The 19,390-nt window shown below is 49.5% G+C and carries 8 protein-coding genes and 1 pseudogene; 4 read left to right on the top strand and 5 right to left on the bottom strand.

The window, feature by feature from the left end; genetic code table 11:
• Positions 1–5: 5 nt before the first annotated feature.
• The 3 genes and pseudogenes from srfAB to ABK447_RS18970 all read right to left on the bottom strand — a co-directional run.
• Positions 6–3,098: pseudogene (gene srfAB, locus ABK447_RS18960) on the bottom strand (surfactin non-ribosomal peptide synthetase SrfAB); the annotation flags it as partial.
• A gap of 21 nt (positions 3,099–3,119) precedes the next feature.
• On the bottom strand, positions 3,120–13,874 hold the full coding sequence (gene srfAA / locus ABK447_RS18965) for a surfactin non-ribosomal peptide synthetase SrfAA (protein WP_094031492.1): 10,755 nt from the start codon (positions 13,872–13,874) through the stop codon (positions 3,120–3,122).
• 591 nt (positions 13,875–14,465) lie between these two features.
• On the bottom strand, positions 14,466–14,828 hold the full coding sequence (locus ABK447_RS18970; RefSeq protein ID WP_007409352.1) for a helix-turn-helix domain-containing protein: 363 nt from the start codon (positions 14,826–14,828) through the stop codon (positions 14,466–14,468).
• A 231-nt stretch (positions 14,829–15,059) separates the two neighbouring features.
• Between ABK447_RS18970 and hxlA the strand changes: the two genes are divergently transcribed.
• The 4 genes from hxlA to comJ all read left to right on the top strand — a co-directional run bounded on the left by hxlA (position 15,060) and on the right by comJ (position 17,464).
• Positions 15,060–15,695 (top strand): 3-hexulose-6-phosphate synthase, encoded by a 636-nt coding sequence (gene hxlA / locus ABK447_RS18975; protein ID WP_015239130.1) that lies wholly within the window; start codon positions 15,060–15,062, stop codon positions 15,693–15,695.
• On the top strand, positions 15,692–16,249 hold the full coding sequence (gene hxlB, locus ABK447_RS18980; protein ID WP_007409354.1) for a 6-phospho-3-hexuloisomerase: 558 nt from the start codon (positions 15,692–15,694) through the stop codon (positions 16,247–16,249). Before hxlA ends, hxlB begins: the two co-directional genes overlap by 4 nt.
• A gap of 358 nt (positions 16,250–16,607) precedes the next feature.
• Positions 16,608–17,045, top strand: coding sequence for a NucA/NucB deoxyribonuclease domain-containing protein (locus ABK447_RS18985; RefSeq protein WP_003156588.1), 438 nt, complete (start codon positions 16,608–16,610; stop codon positions 17,043–17,045).
• Positions 17,046–17,065: 20 nt separating this feature from the next.
• On the top strand, positions 17,066–17,464 hold the full coding sequence (comJ, locus tag ABK447_RS18990) for a competence protein ComJ (RefSeq protein ID WP_007609299.1): 399 nt from the start codon (positions 17,066–17,068) through the stop codon (positions 17,462–17,464).
• A 40-nt stretch (positions 17,465–17,504) separates the two neighbouring features.
• Here comJ and ABK447_RS18995 read toward each other — a convergent pair whose 3' ends face one another.
• Both ABK447_RS18995 and ABK447_RS19000 read right to left on the bottom strand, forming a co-directional pair.
• Positions 17,505–18,941, bottom strand: a complete 1,437-nt coding sequence (locus tag ABK447_RS18995) for a glycoside hydrolase family 1 protein (protein WP_076425807.1) — start codon at positions 18,939–18,941, stop codon at positions 17,505–17,507.
• 103 nt (positions 18,942–19,044) lie between these two features.
• Positions 19,045–19,323 carry a YckD family protein gene (locus tag ABK447_RS19000; RefSeq protein ID WP_263612330.1) on the bottom strand — a complete coding sequence of 93 codons (279 nt, stop codon included), beginning with the start codon at positions 19,321–19,323 and terminating at the stop codon, positions 19,045–19,047.
• Positions 19,324–19,390: the final 67 nt, after the last annotated feature.

Raw genomic sequence — 19,390 nt, forward strand, 5'->3', positions numbered from 1 at the left:
TGCGCTAGCTCCTGAATGGTCGGCTTTTCAAATAACACTTTAATCGGTACTTCTTTTTGAAAGTGCTCCTGGATTTTAGCGGTCATCATCATGGCTTTTAAAGAATGTCCGCCAATCGTGAAGAAATTGTCAGTCACACCCGCTTTTACACCGAGAATGCCTTCCCAAATGTCAGCGAGTTTCTGCTCCGCTTCCGTTTTCGGCGCTACGTATTCTTTTTGAACGGCTTCAGCCTGAGGCTCAGGCAGCGCTTTTTTATCAATTTTTCCGTTCGCCGTAAGCGGAAACTGATTCATCTGGATGAAGTGCGCGGGAATCATATATTCCGGAAGTGATTCCGAAAGTGTTTTGCGCAGGTCTTCCGGCGAAAGGGCTTGGTCTGCCGTAAAGTAAGCGCAGATTTCATTTTCATCCGCTTTATTTTTCCGGATCACAGCCGCAGATTCCGTCACATTCTCCGCCTGGCTGATTTTCGCCTCGATTTCGCCGAGCTCGATTCTGAAACCGCGGACCTTTACTTGGTTGTCAATTCTGCCGAGAAACTCGATCGTGCCGTCCGGAAGCCACTTCGCCAAGTCCCCCGTCCGGTATATCATTTCATCCGGTCTGAACGGATCGCGGACAAACTGCTTCTCCGTTAATTCAGGCAGGTTCACATAGCCTCTTGCCACTCCGCTTCCGCCGACGCACAGCTCACCGGGCGCGCCGATCGGCTGGAGATTGCGGTTTTCATCCATAATGTACGCAGTGGAATTTCCGATCGGCTTCCCGATCGGGACCGAACCGTCATAATCCTGATCAATGAGAAAACTCGTCGAAAACGTCGTATTCTCCGTCGGCCCGTATCCGTTCCAAAGCGACAGCTCCGGTGATGCCTTTCTCACTTTGCTGACGATATGCGGCACAAGCGCATCACCGCCGATGATGAGGTGCCGGAGCGTGTTAAACATGCCGGCATCCTTTTGGGCAAGCTGATTAAACAGCGGAGACGTCAGCCACATGGTCGTGATCCGCTGCTCTTTCAGAAATTGGGCGAATTGTCCGGCGTCAAGCAGCGTCTCTTTTTTCACCGGGTGCAATGACGCTCCGTTCAGCAATGCGCCGAAGACTTCGAAGGTTCCGGCATCAAAGCTGACGGCTCCCGTTTGCGCCATCCGGTCTTCTTCATGAACCGGCACGTAATTCGAATGTTTGACGAGCCTGATGATATTTCTGTGTTCAATCATGACGCCTTTCGGTTTGCCGGTCGATCCGGATGTATACATGATATACGCCAAGTCGTTGCCGCCGGCCGGAAGATTCAAGTCTGTTCCGCTTACCGTTTCATCCGCGCTTTCATCCAGCATGACGACCGGGACTTGCAATGCGCCCGCTTGTTCTTGATAGTCCTGAACTGTCAGTACGAGCCGAATCGAGCTGTCTTCCGCCATAAAGCGGAGACGGTCCTCCGGAAAAGCCGGATCAATCGGCACATATGCGCCGCCTGCTTTTAGGACGGCAAGCATTCCGACAACGGTTTCCGCAGACCGGTCGTTCATAATAGCGGCGGTCCGGCCTTTTTCCAGCCCGCTCTTCACAAGGTGTCTCGCCAGACGGTTGGCCGCTTCGTTCACTTCACGGTAGGTCCATTCGCGTCCCGCTTCTTTTATCGCGATGCTTGCAGGCGTCCGGTTTGCCTGTGCTTCAAACAAACGGTGAACGGCCTCCTCTTCCGGAAGCGCCGTTTTCGTATCATTGAATATCTCAACAATCTGCCGCTCTTCTTCGCCTGAAACAAGGCCGAGTTCCCGCACGGGCGCGTCAGGCGTTCCGACCGCGGCTTTCATCATGCGGGTCAGATGGTGCGCCGTTCGTTCGATGGCATCATGAGCGAAAGCCGCTCCGTTGTATTTGATTTTGACAGTCCACGTTTTTCCCGGATACACGATGAGATTGAAATCAAAGCTCGTCTGCTCAAAAGCATGTTCAACTTTAATGGAAAAGCCGAGTCTTTCCTCCATGCCCCCGTTTTCCAGCTCTTTGTCCAGCGGATAGTTTTCAAACGCGACCAAATGATTTAAGAGGCTGCCGTCCAGGGCGGAGCGCTTTTGAATGTCATAGAGCGGCACATAATCATAGCGCTCGGCTTCCACGGCGTTTTTCTGAACTGCCGCCATCACGTCCGAAAAGGCTGCATCTTTGTCAATCTTGATTCTGACGGGAATTGTATTGATGAACAGCCCCGCCATCGTTTCTATGCCGTTGATTTCTGAAGGACGGCCTGATACGACGGTGCCGAACACCACATCGTCTGTATAGTTGTATTTGCTGAGCACCGCACCCCAAACGGCCTGAAACAGGTTAGGCCCCGTGACTTGATGCCGGTTGGCGGTCTGCTGAATCTGCGCGACCAGCTCTTCATCCCAGACAAAAGAATATTCTTCATTTTGGTAGTCTTTCTTTTCTGCTGCCAGACGGCCCGGGAGCAGGCTCGGCTGTTCGAAATCCGCCAGGCGGCTGCTCCAATATTGTTCCGCCTCCTCATAATCCCGGCCTCCGAGCCATTTGATATAGTCAGAGTAAGGTTTGCCCTGGCTTCCCCCGGCGGGCCGGCCGGCACGAAGCGCTTCATAGTTTTGGAACAGGCTTTTCATCAAAACGCCCATACTCCAGCCGTCCATGACGATATGATGATTGCTCCAGACGAGATACAGCTCCTTCTCACTGAGTCTGAACACCGCCGCTTTAAAGAGAATATCTTTCGCCAGATGAAAGCCCTGCTGCTGCACGCCGCGTTTATAGCGTTCAATATATTCGGTTTGGCGCGATTCATCTAATTGACTGATATCTTCATAGTGCACCTTCGTCTTCCGCTCCGCCAATACGACTTGGCGCGGTTTTTGAAGCTGCTGGTGCACGAATACCGTACGCAAAATGTCATATGTCCGGATCAGCTCATTGACGCTTTTTTCAAAAAGCTCCAGCTGAAAGCTTCCGTGAATCCTAAGCTCTAATTGTGTGAAGTAGGAGGAAGAATACGGATCAAGCAGCGCATGATACAGCATTCCCTCCTGCATCGGTGTGAGTGCATACACCTTTTGAATCGATTTTTTGCTCATATGTCACCTCTGTCTTTTCTGTTAGAGAATTTCCATTAATTTATCAAGTTCATCAAGCGTCAGATCATCATCGCCAAGATCGCTAGGCGTAAGCTCAGGTCCGTCTTGGGCCAGGCAGTGATCTATGATTTTCAAGAGGTGCCCTTTAAAACTGTCACTGAACGATTGAATGGTTTTTTCATGAAATTCGAGAGAATGATAGGCAAACGTCATCGTCATCTGCCCATTTTCTATAAATCCGACAATATCAAGCGCATTCGGCTTCTCTGTGTCAGGGCTCAGCGATTGTCCTGACGGCATCCCGGATCTTGTAAATAAGCCGGAATCCGACATCTCATTAAACTGGCCTAAGTAGTTAAAGCTGATATCCGGATCAATCTCAAATGAAAGATTCTCTTTATGCTCAGGCGCCGTTACATAACGCAGAATGCCGTAGCCGACTCCTTTGTTCGGGATGTGTCTGATGTCTTCTTTCATTTGTTTCAGCTGATATGAAAGATCGTCGGCGTGCTTCATCTCAAGGATCATCGGATACATGCTCGTAAACCATCCGACCGTCCGGGTGATATTCAGGCCGTCAAGAATGTCTTCGCGTCCGTGGCCTTCCAAATGAACGCCGATCGTGTCTTCACCCGTCCACTCTTTCAGCGCCAGTCCGAGCGCCGTGAGCAGGATGTCGTTCATTTCGGTGTGATAGGCTTCATGTACGTTTGTCGTCAGCTGTTCAGTTTGTTCAGGCGTCAGAGAGAAGCTGACCGTTCTCGTATGTCTCATGCGCTGATCACCAGACTGCCTGTCTTTCGGAAGCTGAGTGCATACCTCTTTTTCCTCAAGCTCTCTCCAGTAATCCGCTTCTTTCAGAAACGCCTTCGTATTTGCGTATTCTTTGATTCTCTCGGCAAATTCGGCGAATGAATGTGTTTTCGGCGGCAGCGCCGGTTCATTGCCTTGCTTCAGCTGCGTATACACGGACGTAAAGTCCTCCAGTAAAATCCGCCAAGATACACCATCCACGACTAAGTGATGGATTGCGAGAAGAAGGTGGTCTCCATCTTCAGCCCGGAAGAGCCCGGCTTTCAAGAGATGTCCTGTTTCCAGTGAAATACTGCTTTGAAGACGGTCTGCTTCCCTTTCGATACGATCCTCATGGTCTTCAGCAGGTCCGTTCAGCTCAAAGACGTTCAGTTCAACAGACGCATCCTCAAGCCCTCTGTAATACGGTTTTTGTTCACGATAAATCATCCGGAGCGCATCATGGTGCACCGTCAGGACATGTAATGTTTTTTCTGTTATCTCCGGATCAAAGCCGTCTTTCGCGTGAAGCATGACGGATTGGTTCCAGTGGTGTTTGTCCGTAAAGTTCTTCTCAAAGAACCAGCGCTGGATCGGCGTTAAGGCCGCTTCGCCTTCGACAGGGCCCTGGTCGGCCTGCTTGCCTTCCGTCCGCTCCACATAGGAGACGAGCTCTTCAATGGTCGGATGCTGGAAGAGATCTTTCATCTCCAGCTTGTAGCCGTGCTGGTTCAGACGGCTCGCCATTTGGATGCCTTTGATCGAGTCCCCGCCGAGCGTGAAGAAATTATCGCTTACGCCGATCTGGTCAAGACCGAGCACTTCCTGCCAAATGTCGGAAAGCAGCGTCTCCATCTCCGTTTCCGGCGCTTTGTATGCCGCGCTTCCCGCTTCAATGTCAGGCGCCGGCAGGGCTTTTTTGTCAATCTTTCCGTTTGCGGTGACCGGAAGCTCGTCCATCTCCACCCAGAACGCCGGCACCATGTAGTCAGGCAGCGTGTCTTTCAGCGCGGATTTGAGCGCTTCAATATCGTCCTGCTGAGGCGCGACATAGGCGCAAAGCGCGGTATTGCCCGCTTTGTCTTCCACGGCCGTCACCGCTGCGTCATGAACGTCCGCAAGCTGGGCGAGGCGGACTTCGATTTCTGAAAGCTCGATCCGGTAGCCCCGCACTTTGACCTGCTGGTCAATACGGCCGATGTATTCGATGCCGCACTGCGCGTTCCATTTGACGAGGTCGCCGGTCCGGTACATGCGCTCGCCGGGCACGAACGGATCTGCGGTAAACCGCTTCGCCGTTTCTTCTTCACGGTTCAGGTATCCGCGCGCCAGACCGCGGCCGGCCACGCACAATTCACCGGCAATGCCTTCCGGCTGCACCTGATCGCCGTCGCCGAGAATATACGCTCTCGTATTGGCAATCGCCCGTCCGATGGAAAGCGATCCTTCCTCCGGATTGATGACGCCGCTTGTCGCGACGACGGTGTTTTCCGTCGGGCCGTAGTTGTTGACGATCGTGTACGGCTGTTTCACCGCCCGCTTCAGCTTGTCGCCGCCGACGAGAAGCATGCGGAGAGAGGTATTTTCCAGCTCCATAAATTGTTCGGCCAGCTGCGTCGGCAGGAAAGTGATGGTCACGCCGTGCTCTTCGAAATAGTGATTTAAGCGGGTGATATCCAGCCGGATCGCTTCGTCAATGACGTGAAGCTCCGCGCCGATGGTCCATGTCGGGAACATTTCCCAGATAGAGGCGTCAAAACCGAAGCCCGCGTATTTGGCGCTTTTATCATCCGCCGTCATGGCGAATGCGTCGTGATGCCAGAAACACAGGTTCACCAGCGCATGGTGTTCGACCATGACACCCTTCGGCTGTCCGGTCGTTCCTGACGTGTAAATCATATAAGCGAGATGATCCGCCGTTGTTTCCGTCTGCGGGTTCGCTTCATCGTTTTCATCAAGCGGCAGGCTCAAAATGGAGCGGCTGCCGTCAAGCAGAATCGTTTCTCCGTTGTAGCTTTCCGGCACGTCGAGCGCTTCCTGTGTAAGAAGAAGCTTGGCGCCGCTGTCCTGCAGAATGTAGCTGATCCGCTCTTCCGGGTAGTCGGGATCAATCGGCACAAATGCCGCGCCTGCTTTCAGGACGCCGAGTACGCCCGCGGCCATTTCCAAGGACGGTTTCGTCAAAATGCCGACACGTTCGTCAGCCGTGACGCCGCAGTCCATGAGAATGCGCGCGATCCGGTTCGCCCTTGCGTTCAGCTCGCCGTACGTCCATTTCGCGCCGTTGTATGCCGCGGCCGGCCGGTTCGCGTAGCGGGCGGCCGTTTCTTCAAAGAGACGGTGAACCGTTTTGTCCCGCGGCACAGAAAGTGTTTTTCCCTTCCATGCGTTGAGGAGAGCTTGTTTTTCTGTTTTATTCACCAATGAAAGCTCAGAAAGCTTCGCAGCCGGATTTTCCGCTGCGGCTTCTAACAGTTGAAGCCAGTAATGCTTCCATGTCTCTGCCGTTTCCGGTTTAAACAGCGCGGTGTTATATTCAAGCACAAACGTTAAACCTTCGTCTGTGTCCTCAGCCGTCATTGTCAGGTCAAACTTGGCTGTTTTTCTGTCAAACGGATGGTGCTTCAGCTCAATTCCTTCCATGACCAGATCTTCCGCATTTGCATTTTGCATTGAGAATACCGCATCAAACAGCGGATTTCTGCTCGTATCACGCTGCACCTCAACCTTTTGCAGAAGGTCTTCAAGCGGATAATCCTGCGCGTCAAATGCATGTAAAGCGGTTTGTTTTACTTCTTTAAGATAGTCCGTGAACGTTTTGTCCGCTTCCGGATACGTACGAAGCGCGAGTGTATTCACAAAAACACCGATGACGTTTGCGAGATCCGCATGTGACCGTCCCGCAACCGGCGAGCCGACAATGATGTCATGCTGTCCGCTCAGTTTTGATAGAAAGGCGCTGTATGTCGCCAGCAGCACCATGTACATGGTAGAATCCGTTTGTTTCGCAAGACTGCGAAGAGCCGACGTCTGTTCCTCAGTCAGAGAAAAGACCAGCTTGTCTCCTTCAAAGGTTTGCACGGCCGGACGGCTGTAATCAGCCGGCAGCGTCAATACCGGAAGCTCGCCGTCAAGCTCCCGAAGCCAATGCTCCTCCTGCTTGCGGTACTGCTCTGATTGAATAAATTTCTGCTGCCATACCGCATAGTCTTTATAATGAATCCGCAGCGGCTCAAGCGTTTCGCCGCCATACAAGCGGGACAGTTCATCTATCAGCACGCCGACTGAAGCGCCGTCCGAAATGATATGGTGCATGTCAAACAGCAGCAGGTGGTCATGTTCAGCCAGCTTGACCAGTCCCGTTCTGACGAGAGGAAGCTGATCCAGGCGGAACGGCCGGATAAAGCTCTGAATAATCCGTTCAGCATCTTCTTCAGAGGCTTCATAATATTCCATGTCGATATCAGCTTCCGTCCATATGCGCTGAACCGTTTCCCCATCCTTTATGTCAAATGTCGTTCTGAAGGCTTCATGGCGTTCTGTCAGCTGTTTCATGACGGATTTCAGCTTTTCCGCATCAAGCTTTCCTTTTAAGCGGAGCACAGACGGCATGTTATAGCTTGTTTCAGCGCCTTCCAGCTGCTGAAGCACGAACATCCGCTTCTGCGGTGAAGAAACCGGATACGTTTCCCGCTCGGCCGCCGGTGCGATGCTCTCAGCCGCCTTCCGCTCAGCCCCTTCAATCAGCTGCGCCAGCCCCGCGGCCGTCGGAGAAGTGAACAGATCCTTTAAGGTAAGCTGCACGCCGAATGTCTTCTGGATAAGGGCCAGCAGTTTCATCCCCGCTAACGAGTGGCCCCCGATCTCAAAGAACTGATCATGGACGCCGACCCGCTCCATTTGCAGCACCTCAGCCCAAATATCCGCCAGTTTTTGTTCTGTTTCATTGCGCGGCGCCGTATATGACACGGCATTCGCTGCGGTCACATCCGGCATCGGCAGCGCCCGCCTGTCGATTTTTCCGTTCCCTGTAAGAGGCAGTTCATCCAATTGAATAAAGACGGACGGAATCATATAAGCCGGAAGATCCTTCGCCGTATGCTCCCTCAGCTCCCGGGAAGAGATTTCCCTGAGGCCGACAACATACGCGCAAAGAAGTTTGTCACCCGCACCCTGATCCACAGCGAGCACAATACATTCCTGAATCTGGTCATGACTTTGGAGCTGATGCTCAATTTCGCCAAGCTCAATCCGCTGACCGCGGATTTTCACCTGATGGTCGATACGTCCGATAAACTCGATATCGCCATTCGGAAGCCATCTGGCCAAGTCGCCCGTTTTATACATCCGTTCACCTTCCTTAAACGGATGCTTTACAAATTTTTCTTCCGTCAGTTCAGGACGGTTGTAGTAGCCTTCTACGAGTCCTTCCCCGCTGACGCACAGCTCTCCCGCGATACCCGCCGGCTGAATGCGTCCGGCTGAGTTCATGATAAAGACTTCCGTATTGCTGACCGGTTTACCGATCGGAACGGAGAGCGTATCCTCTTCAATGACATCCACCGGATGGTATGTCGCAAACACCGTGCTTTCCGACGGACCGTACATATGAAGCAGTCTTCCTTTTCCGACTGCCGCAAGCGCCTTTTTGACATGTTCTACAGACGCTCTTTCGCCCCCGAACATGATTTTCCGAAGCGTCGTCAGACAGGACGGCTCCATATCAACAAGCAGGTGGAACAGGGCCGTCGTAATCATCAGAATGCTGACGTTCTCCCGTTTGATGACACGGGACAGGCGGGTCATGTCCAGCACCGTATCTTTCGGGACGATCACAAGCTTTGCACCGTTTAACAGCGAACCGAACATATCAAACATAAAGGCGTCAAAGACGTAGTTTGACAGACCGAGCACTGTATCTTCTTCAGAAACGGTCAAATAGTTCGTGTTTTTTACCGTCCGCAAAATGTTGGCATGTGTGACGATGTTTCCTTTCGGCGTTCCCGTCGTGCCTGATGTATAAGTGAGATTGGCAATCGTTTTGGAATCAAACGGCAATGCTGGATTGTGAGAGTCCTTTTCATAGCTCGCCTCATCATCAGCAAGCACAATGACGCCTTGAAAACCGGCCTTTTCCGCAATCGGCTTGAGGCTTTGCTGAGTCAGGAGCACATTCGCCCCGCTGTCGCGGAAGAAATGCTGAATCCGCTGAACCGGATGCTCAGGATCAATCGGCACATAGGCGGACCCCGCTTTTAACACAGCCATAATGGAAACAATCATATCCATTGACCGTTCACACAGAACAGCCGCGGTTTTTCCGCCGCCTCCGACCGAAAGAATATGCCGCGCAAGCCTGTTGGCGCGTTCATTCAGCTGCTGATACGACAGGGTTTCCCCTTCGAACTGTAGAGCCGTCCGGTCAGGGTTCTTTCGGGCTTGTTCTTCAAAGATCTGCACGATCGTTTGATCTTTCGGGTATACCGTGCGTTCCGGGTTGAACCGCTGTAATTGATTCAAAGCCTCCCGTTCAGAAAGCAGATCATATTCGCTGATTTTCGCATCCGGCTGAGCTGCCGCGCTCTCCAGCAGACGGACATAGTGCGCAAGCATGCGATCCGCAGTTGAGCGCTTAAACAGCTTCGTGCAATAATCCAAATCAAGCGCAATGCCTTCCGCTGTTTCCCGAGCCTGCATGGTCAGGTCGAATTTGGCGATATTGAAGTTTGTTTCATGAAGAGACAGCGTCAGATTACCGATCTCCGCAATTCCGTCCGAAGCATTTTGCAGACTGAACATCGTGTCAAATATCGGATGCCTGCTCATGTCCCGGGGCACGTTCAGCTCCTCGGTCAGCCACTCAAACGGATAATCCTGATGAGAAAACGCATCCAGCACCTGCTTGCGCACATGACCTAACAAGCCGGCAAATGTCTGATCCTGCTTCACGGAGCTTCGCAGCGCAAGCGTGTTGACAAACATCCCGATGAGCCCCTCGGTATCGGAGTGATTTCTTCCCGCTGACGGTGTTCCCACGATGATGTCTTCCTGTCCCGAATACTTAGAAAGCAGCGTATAGTATGCTGATAACAGCACCATGTAAAGGGTGGCTCCGTTTTTCTCGGCAAGCTTCTGCAGCCGTTCCCGCAGCATTTTCGGCAGCTTGGCGGACACGCGGTCACCTTCAAAGCTTTGCACCTGCGGCCGCGGATAATCAGGGAGCAGCTGAAGCACCGGCAGTTCGCCGCTGAAGACTTCTTTCCAGTACGCCCGCTCCTTCTTGTAGCCTGCTTTCGCCCGTTCCGCCTGCCATACGGCATAATCTTTATATTGAATGCGCAATTCAGGCAGCTGATTTCCGCCGTAGATGTCAGCCAGTTCCTTCAGCATGATGGAAATAGACACCCCGTCAGAAATCAGGTGATGCATATCAAACAGCAGCATATGGCGATTGTGACCGAGCGTTTGCAGGCCGATTCTGAACAGCGGCGCCTCAGATAAATCAAAACGGCGCACAAAGTCCTTCATGACCTGTTCATTCGTTCTTCCGCGCGCTTCGATCATTTCAATATGAAACGGAACATGCTCGCCAATCACTTGTCTCGGCGTGCCGTCCTCTGATTGAAACGATGTTCTGAGCGCTTCATGCCTGCTGATTAAGGCAGAAAATGCACGCTCAAGCTTTTCACGGTCTAAAGCGCCCTCAATCATGGCCGCAGCCGGCATGTTATATCCGACTCCCGCGTCTTCAAATTGGCTTGCGATATAAGTCCGCTGCTGAGCGAGCGAAAGCGGATAGCTCGCCTGCTTCTCAGCCGGCTCAATTGCCCTGAATGCCGGTCCTTCGTTTCGGTTTTCCGCATAATCGGCAAGCGCCGCAATCGTCGGATGCTCAAACAAGTATTGCAGCGGAATTTCAACGCCCATTTGCTTATGAATTTTCGTCAGAAGCGTCATTGCCTTTAATGAATGACCGCCTGACTCGAAGAAATGATCATAAATGCCCGCCTTGTCCATTCCGAGAACTTCCTGCCAGATGACGGCAAGTGTTTCCTCCGTTTCATTTCTCGGCGCGGCATATTCGGATGAGCTGACAGCCTGCACATCAAGCTCAAACAGCTTTTTGCGGTCCGCCTTCCCGCTCGGCGTGAGCGGAATTTCGTCCGTTTTTGTAAAGTAAGCGGGCACCATGTAATCAGGAAGGTGCTTGGACACATACTCCCTGTACTCGGCAGGGTGAAACTCGGTTCCTTTTTCCTGAACGATATATGCGCAGACATCTAAGCTGCCCTGCTGATCCGGCCGTGCCAGCACGACGGCCTGCGCCGCGCCCGGAGCTTTTCTGAGCACCGTTTCAATTTCTCCCAGCTCAATGCGGTAGCCCCGGACTTTCACCTGATCATCTTCACGGCCGATATATTCGATCGTCCCGTCCGGCAGCCAGCGCGCCATATCACCCGTGCGGTACATGCGGCCGATTCCGTTAAACGGGTCCTGCAAAAACTTCTCTGCGGTCAAATCCGGAAGATTTAAATAGCCGCGGCCTACACCGTCACCCGCGATATACAGCTCACCGGCCGTGCCGTCGGGCTGAAGCCGCTGGTGCTTATCCAATATATACAGACGGGCGTTGCCGAGCGGTTTTCCGATCGGAACGTACGCCGCCTGTTGATTCATTCCGTTATCCGCTGACACCTGATGCACGGACGCATCTACGCACGTTTCTGTCGGCCCATAGACATTCGTCAGACGCGGCGTCCTGCCCGATTGATGAAAGAGCGTCATCAGCTGCTCGGCAACAGCGGCGGACAGGCCCTCTCCCCCAATGAGCATGTGGCGCAATTCAATTCCGCTGACATCTCCCGCCGCAACCATCATCTGCAGATGCGCAGGCGTTCCGTCAGTGGCTTCAATCCGGTTTTGACGATAATAGTCCAGCAGTGCCGAGCCATTCGTTACAGTCGTTTTCGGCACGATATAAAGCGTCTGTCCCAAAAGAAGCGAGGCAAAAATCTGTTTGACGGACGCATCAAAATGAAACGGAGCCAAAAGCGCCATTCTTAATGTCTGCTCACCGCATTGATAAATCTCCTGCTGCAGTGATTGCACCAGATGATGAACTTGCCGGTGCTCAATCATCACGCCTTTCGGCCGCCCCGTTGTACCTGACGTATAGATGATGTAAGCCAGCCGGTCTGATTGTGTGCTGACACCGTCCGCAGCCGTCTCATACTGAACAGCCTCGTCAAAATCAATCCGTTCGGCATCCGCTGCGGGCGCCTGTATTCCGGCCTCCGTCAGAACAGCCTTCGCTCCGCTGTCCTCCAAAATGTACTGAATCCGATCCGCCGGAAAGTCAGGATCTATCGGCACATAGGCGCCGCCCGCTTTCAAAATTCCCAATATTGCCGCAATGACACGCTCAGAACGGCCAAGCAGCACCGCGACAGGAGAATCGGCTGATATCCCGGCTTGAAGAAGGCGTCCGGCGATACGGCCTGACTGTTCATGCAATGTGCGATAGGACAATGTTCGGCCTTCATACACAACCGCGGGTTTGTCAGACAGTGACTTCACTTTCTCTTCAAACAGCCCCGGTATCGTCATCTCTCCGCGGTAATTCACCGGATTGCCGGAGGCCCGTTTCAACAGCCGCTCTTTCTCGGATTCAGAAAGAAGAGTAAGTTCATCAATTATGCGATCAGGAGATGAAATCGCATCTTCAATCAGCGTGATCAAACGTTCAGAAACAGATTCAATCTCTTCCCCCTTGAAAATGTCGCTGCGATAGTCAAAATCAATTGTCAATTTCCCGGTGTCCCATCGTTCCTTCACATGAATTGAAATATCATTTGTACCGCTTCCGCTGAAAATAGGGTCTGTCAGGAAGGACAGATTCTCTTTTTTCTGCCACTGCATCACCTGGTACTCCAGAGCCACCGTAAACAATCTGCTCAGCGAACTTTTCGAAGCGCGCAAATCATTGACAAGCAGGTTATACGGATACTTTTGGTGGCGGAGAATTTTCATCAGATCCTTCATCCGGCCTTTAACGAATTCCAAGAACGACTGTCCTCCGTCAACGCTTGTCCGCACAGGCACCGTAGATACGAACATTCCGAGCATCTGCTTTTCTTTCGCATTCGTCCGGTTTCCCATAAACGTACCCGTGACAACGTCATCCCGGCCGGTCACTTTGTAGAGATAAGTGATCAGAGCTGACTGGAACAGAGATAGTACGCTGACTTTATGCTCCTCGCAGAATGAATGAATGCGGCCATATAAGTCGTGAGGAATTTCTTGAGAAAACCGTTTCGCATCAAGACCCGCATCTGCCTGGCTCCGTTTCAGGGACACAAGCTCCGGCACGGTCTCAAACTGCCCGTTCCAAAAATCCCGATCCTTTTTAAACCGCTTCGACTGCACATATTCCTGCTCTGTCAGCACGTGCTCGATAAAAGAAGGAATCTCCGTCTGTTCCTCACTTGTCCCGCCTGAAAGCTCCAAATAAATATCAGTAATCGCATTGCCCAGAATCGTCATGGAAATCCCGTCTGAAATAATGTGATGCACATTAGCGTAAAACCAGACCTCATTTTCACTGATCGTGTGCACGGAAAAACGGAATAAATCCTGATCATATAACGCCAGAGGCTTGCCAGCTTCTTCACGCCCCCATTTGGACAGCTCGTCCGCAGAGCAGCCGGCTTGCCTGATATCTGTGTGCCCGATAGAGAGCGGACGGTATTCGCTCACATATTGAACGGGCTCCCCCTCATCATCAAGCCGCAGACGGATTCTCATCGACTCATACCGCCGGACGAATTCCTGTATCGCTTTCTCAACGTAATGAGCCTGTACGCCGTCTTCAGAAATGAGTTTCCCGAACCCGGCAAGATTTGAAATACTTGTGTTCGGATAGAATTTTTCTGTATACCAGATACGTTTTTGAGCATTTGTTAAAGGATAAAAAGTTATTTCCATATGTGTGCGCCTCCCCTTTTTAAGATAAAGATGTCAATTCTCCCTTAGAAACAGCCTCCCTCTATGTCCCTAACTCATTCTCAAGCCAAAAGAACCACTTACCTCCAAAAACGATCCCGATTCAATCACCGCCGAAATCCGTCATCCGTTCACCCGCGCAGTCCGAAATGCGGCATCAAATTTATGAGAAATCAAGACAAAAAGCCATTGATTGTAAGCACGAAAGGTTTACCTATTTCTGCATGTATTTCTATATATCTACTTACGTTCACTTTATATGAAAATATTGTTTTTATCACCGAAAAATGGGTGAAAAGTTTCATGCGGCACACCGAAAAAAATTCCGACAAATCCAGAGGGTATTTTGCGGCATCCCGCAATTTATTTTCAAAAATATTATTTACGTAAAATTAAAAATCTTTAAACTATAATGAAAATCTGTCGAATATCCAGTTATGGCAGAATGAAAAAAATTTACGTACGTAAGCTGACCCGGAAAAAACAGCGCAAGAACCGAAACAGACAGTCCGAATGTTCGCAATATGATTTCATTAAACCGCAAAAAAAGCACTCTATTTTACATAGAGCACTTCAAAAAGATTCCTTTATTGCAGTTTTATCAATGTTGATTAATTCCATATAATCTTTTCCCCACTTATACATGGCGTCCAGAATCGGCATAAGGCTTTCTCCTTGCGCCGTTAAAGAATACTCCACTTTCGGAGGGACGACAGGGTAAACTTCCCTGTGAACGATCAGATCCTGCTCCAGCTCCCTGAGCTGATTCACAAGAATTTTGTGCGTAATATCCGGAATTAAAGCTTTCAGCTCATTAAACCGCTTCGTCCCTTCTTTTCCCAAGTGCCACATAATCAGCATTTTCCACTTCCCGCCTATCACGGCAAGCGTCAATTCCTTTTCGCAATTAAACGTTTTCTCATCCATTCGGCTCACGGACAATTCTCCTTCCTCTTACTTTTTGTACGGTCATCATCTATTCATACACGCTTACTTTTTCACACAACTTTCATCAGTTTATACTACCACGCAGTTTTGCTGAAACAAAGCGCATTGCCTGCGGGGACAGTATCCTCAAAGTAACTATTAGACTTCAAAGTGCGTACTTCTCAACATGCGGGGCACTCTATAGAATGAAAATACATAAAAAAGAGGAGTGGATATAAAGTGGAATTACAGCTGGCATTAGACTTAGTAAATATCCCGGAAGCAATTGAACTTGTGAAAGAGGTCGAACCATATATAGATGTTGTAGAAATCGGCACTCCCGTTGTCATTAATGAAGGCCTGAAAGCCGTGCAGGAAATGAAAACAGCCTTTCCTCACTTGAAAGTGCTTGCCGATCTTAAAATCATGGATGCAGGCGGTTACGAGATCATGAAAGCGGCAGAAGCGGGAGCCGACATCATCACCGTTTTAGGAGCGACAGACGACTCAACGATCAAAGGGGCGGTTGCCGAAGCAAAAAAACAGCAGAAAAAAATCCTCGTCGACATGATTAACGTAAAAAACCTTGAAACACGGGCAAAAGAAATTGACCAACTCGGTGTTGATTATATTTGTGTTCACACAGGTTATGATCTTCAAGCAGAAGGAAAAAATTCATTCGAGGAACTGACGGCGATTAAAAAAGCGGTCAAGAGCGCTAAAACCGCAATTGCCGGAGGCATTAAACTTGATACGCTTCCTGAAGCCATCAAACAAAACCCAGATTTAATCATTGTCGGCGGAGGCATTACGGGAGCTGACAATAAAGCGGATGCTGCTGCTAAAATGAAACAGCTGATCACACAAGGATCATGAAAACGACTGAATACTTACATGAAATACTAAATGAAATATCCCGCACCGCAGCATTAATATCCGACAGTGAAGCTGACAAGCTTGCGGATCAGATTTTATCGGCAGATCAAATCTTCACGTCCGGAGCGGGACGTTCCGGCTTTATGGCTAAAGCGTTCGCCATGAGGATGATGCACATCGGCCTGAACGCTTACATCGTCGGTGAGACGCTTACCCCTCCCCTCCAAGAAGGCGGTCTCGTCATCATCGGCTCAGGCTCAGGCGAAACAAAAAGTCTGCTTCATACAGCTGAAAAAGCCAAAAGCCTTAACGGCATCATCACTGCATTAACGATTAACCCCGACTCAAGTCTCGGCAAACTTGCGGATCTTACAATAACGATTCCCGGCTCTCCTAAGGAAGAGACCGGCGGAGACAGAAAGACGATTCAGCCGATGGGTTCTTTATTCGAACAAACTCTTCTGCTGTTTTACGATGCGGTTATTCTAAAAATCATGGAGAAAAAAGAATTGAATTCAGCAGACATGTTTACAAAGCATGCGAATCTGGAATGATTTGCTGACGGCCTTCTTATCAGATGGCCGTCTTTTTATCGTCCTGTTGCGCACGGTGACAAGACGGCCAAGTTTTTCGGGTCGGACACTCGCAGACAAAGATATCCTGCGGTGAGCTTATCGCTATAATAATTCAATTGACGATACACCCGCAACTATTCATTTCTGAATAGGGAAACGGCAAAAAACACTTTCTGATCGAATTTTTAATGAATAAAGTTGATTTGTGCGGATGGTTTTACAGATATTCAGCTGAATTGCGGCTGAGAAATATATTTTAACAGCTTTACAGCCGGCCGATTCTGCTTTATTCTTGGACCAGCTTTACAGCAATTAAAACTGGAGGTGATTGATACTCTTGAAAACATTAAAAGCACTGCTGCTTGTTCTTATCATCATTGCCGGAGCAGTCGCGGCCCTGATCAAGGGTGATCTTTTCTCAGATAACGAGCAGACCGTTCAGAAGAGTGATTACGACAAAGTAATCTTATTTCCGTCCGATCGATATCCGGAAACAGCAAAGCATATTAAGGACGCGATAAAAGAAGGACATTCCAGCATATGCACCATTGACAGAGACGGAGTACATAAGCGGCGTGAGCAATCTCTTAAACATGTGCCCGTCAAAACGGGATACGATAGGGATGAATGGCCGATGGCGGTTTGTAAACAGGGCGGAAACAACGCCTCCGTAGAATATATTTCTCCGGCAGACAACCGCGGAGCCGGCTCATGGGTCGGACACCAGCTTACCAATGATCCCGACGGAACGAGAGTATTATTTAAAATTAAGTAAAAAACAGGAGGAACAGCGCATTGATTAAATCATGGAAACCGCAAGAACTGGCCATTTCTTATCATCAATTTACAATCTTCCAAAAAGATTCAGAACCGCCTGTTATCGATTGGACCGATGAAGCCATTGAAAAAGGATATGCGGAAGCTGACGGAGCTGTTTCATTTGAGGCAAGGAGAAATACGAGGGCATTTATCGTTCTCAGGCTTAACACAAGTGAACCGGTACCATCCTATGAGAAAAAAGCGACTGTTCCCTTTGAGGCTGTAAAAGATGGAATTGAGATTGAAAGCGTGATGTCCAAGCGGCTTTTCTTTCATATTCCGAAAGGCCGATACAGCCTTACCTGTTATTCAGTGCCTGCCGAAATATCCGATCTTCATGCGGATACGTATATTATTGATGCAGCCGCAATGTAAAAGAAATCCCTGAGAGAATTATATTTCTCTCAGGGAACTTTTATAAACTTTTACCGTTTGTTTCAATTACATTCTGGTACCAATAAAAACTTTTTTTCCTGATCCGTTTCAAATCCTTTTCATCTTCTTCATCTCGATTGATATAGACAAAACCGTAGCGTTTTTGATAGCCGTTCAGCCAGCTTAACAGATCCGTGAATGACCAGCTGCAGTAGCCGATGAGATGAACTCCGTCACTAATGGCCTCTCTGCACTGTTCAAGATGGGAGCGTAAATAGTCAATTCTGTAGTCATCCTGAATTGAGCCGTCTTCTTCTATTTTATCGAATTCCCCCAGTCCGTTTTCTGTTATAAAAACCGGCAGCTCATAGCGGCTCGTTATACGCCGGAGGCCGATGCGCAGACCTATCGGGTCAATCGTCCAATCCCAATTACTCGTCACAAGGTTCGGATTCTTTTTCGTTTTAAACAGACCTGGTATACCGGTATCCTGGTTTGTCCCTTTCTGACCAGTCGTGTTCATTTTCCCCTCCGATACACCATCAAGAGGATTTCTTTCGTACGTAATCGTCTGATAATAATTAACACCGATAAAATCCGGCTTGCCTTTTGCAAGCAATTCCATATCCCCGGCTTCAATGGCGGGCGCCCAGCCCTTTTCCTTTAAATAATTGAAAGGAATTTGCGGATAAGTCCCCCGGCAATACATATCAAGCCACCAATGATTCATAAATTCCTCTGCGTTTTCAAATGCAGTTATGTCTTCAGGATGACTTGTAAGCGGATAAGCCGGTGAATAAGCGAAGCTCGGGCCGATCAAACCGTCAGGAACATATTGTCTGAAGGATTCAATCGCTTTGGCATTAGCTAAAAATGCGATATGATTCGCTTCATAAAATCGTTTTCTGTCCTTTACGCCGGGCGGATGTGCAGCTGTAATAAACCCGTTATGAAAATTATAATTCTGCTCGTTTAACGTGACCCAGTATTTCACCTTGCCGGCAAATCTTTTGTATAACGCAATGCAGTAATCATTAAAATCATCAATAATTTTTCTTGATTCAAAGCCGCCGTATTCATCCATCAGCGCCTGAGGCAAGTCCCAATGATAAAGAGTCAGCACCGGCTCAATATCGTTAGAAATCAATTCATCGATCAGGTCTTCGTAAAATGCGATCCCTGATTCGTTAATTTCCCCTCTGCCATTCGGAAAAATTCTCGGCCAGCTGACAGAAAAGCGGTAAGCTTTCAAACCCATTTCTGCCATCAAGGCGATATCTTCTTTATAACGCTCATAATGGCCGACTGCCGTATCGCCATTTGAGCCTTTAAACGTTTTACCCGGTATTTTCGTGAATAAGTCCCATACTGAAGGTCCTTTACCGTCTTTATTCCATGCTCCTTCAACCTGATAGGCAGCCGAGGCTGATCCCCATAGAAATGTATCAGGGAACAGGCCCTGTTTTTTATGTATCATGTGTCTCATCCTCCTGATGCGTATGATATTGATATCATACGTTATGAAACGCGTTTCAGAGCAATCCCGATAAAAACAAAAAAGCATCCGGCTTGCCGGATGCTTAAGAATGATGATGCCGCTTTTCCAATTTATGAGGCGGAGGCTTCGGGACAAACCCATTTTGTTTCATCATGTTAAAGCGCCTGTCCATATGCTGTTTAATATGTTCTGCTTTTTCTTTCGGCAGGACCCCGTACTCAACATATTTGGATATAACATGTTTTCGTTTTTCGAGCACTTCTTTTTCAAGTGATTCAATTTCTTTTTTCTGCTGTTCCGTGAGTGACATTGTTGAAGGCATTTTTGTTCCGGCGGCGTGTGCCGGCATTGTGAAAACCATTGCTGTAATGAAAAATGCAGCTAAAGACAATGCAGCTTTTTTCATGACTCTTTCCTCCTTTAACGTT

Origin of the sequence: Bacillus sp. hwrm1, from assembly GCF_040207805.1 — a bacterium.
Taxonomy (GTDB): Bacteria; Bacillota; Bacilli; order Bacillales; family Bacillaceae; genus Bacillus; species Bacillus velezensis.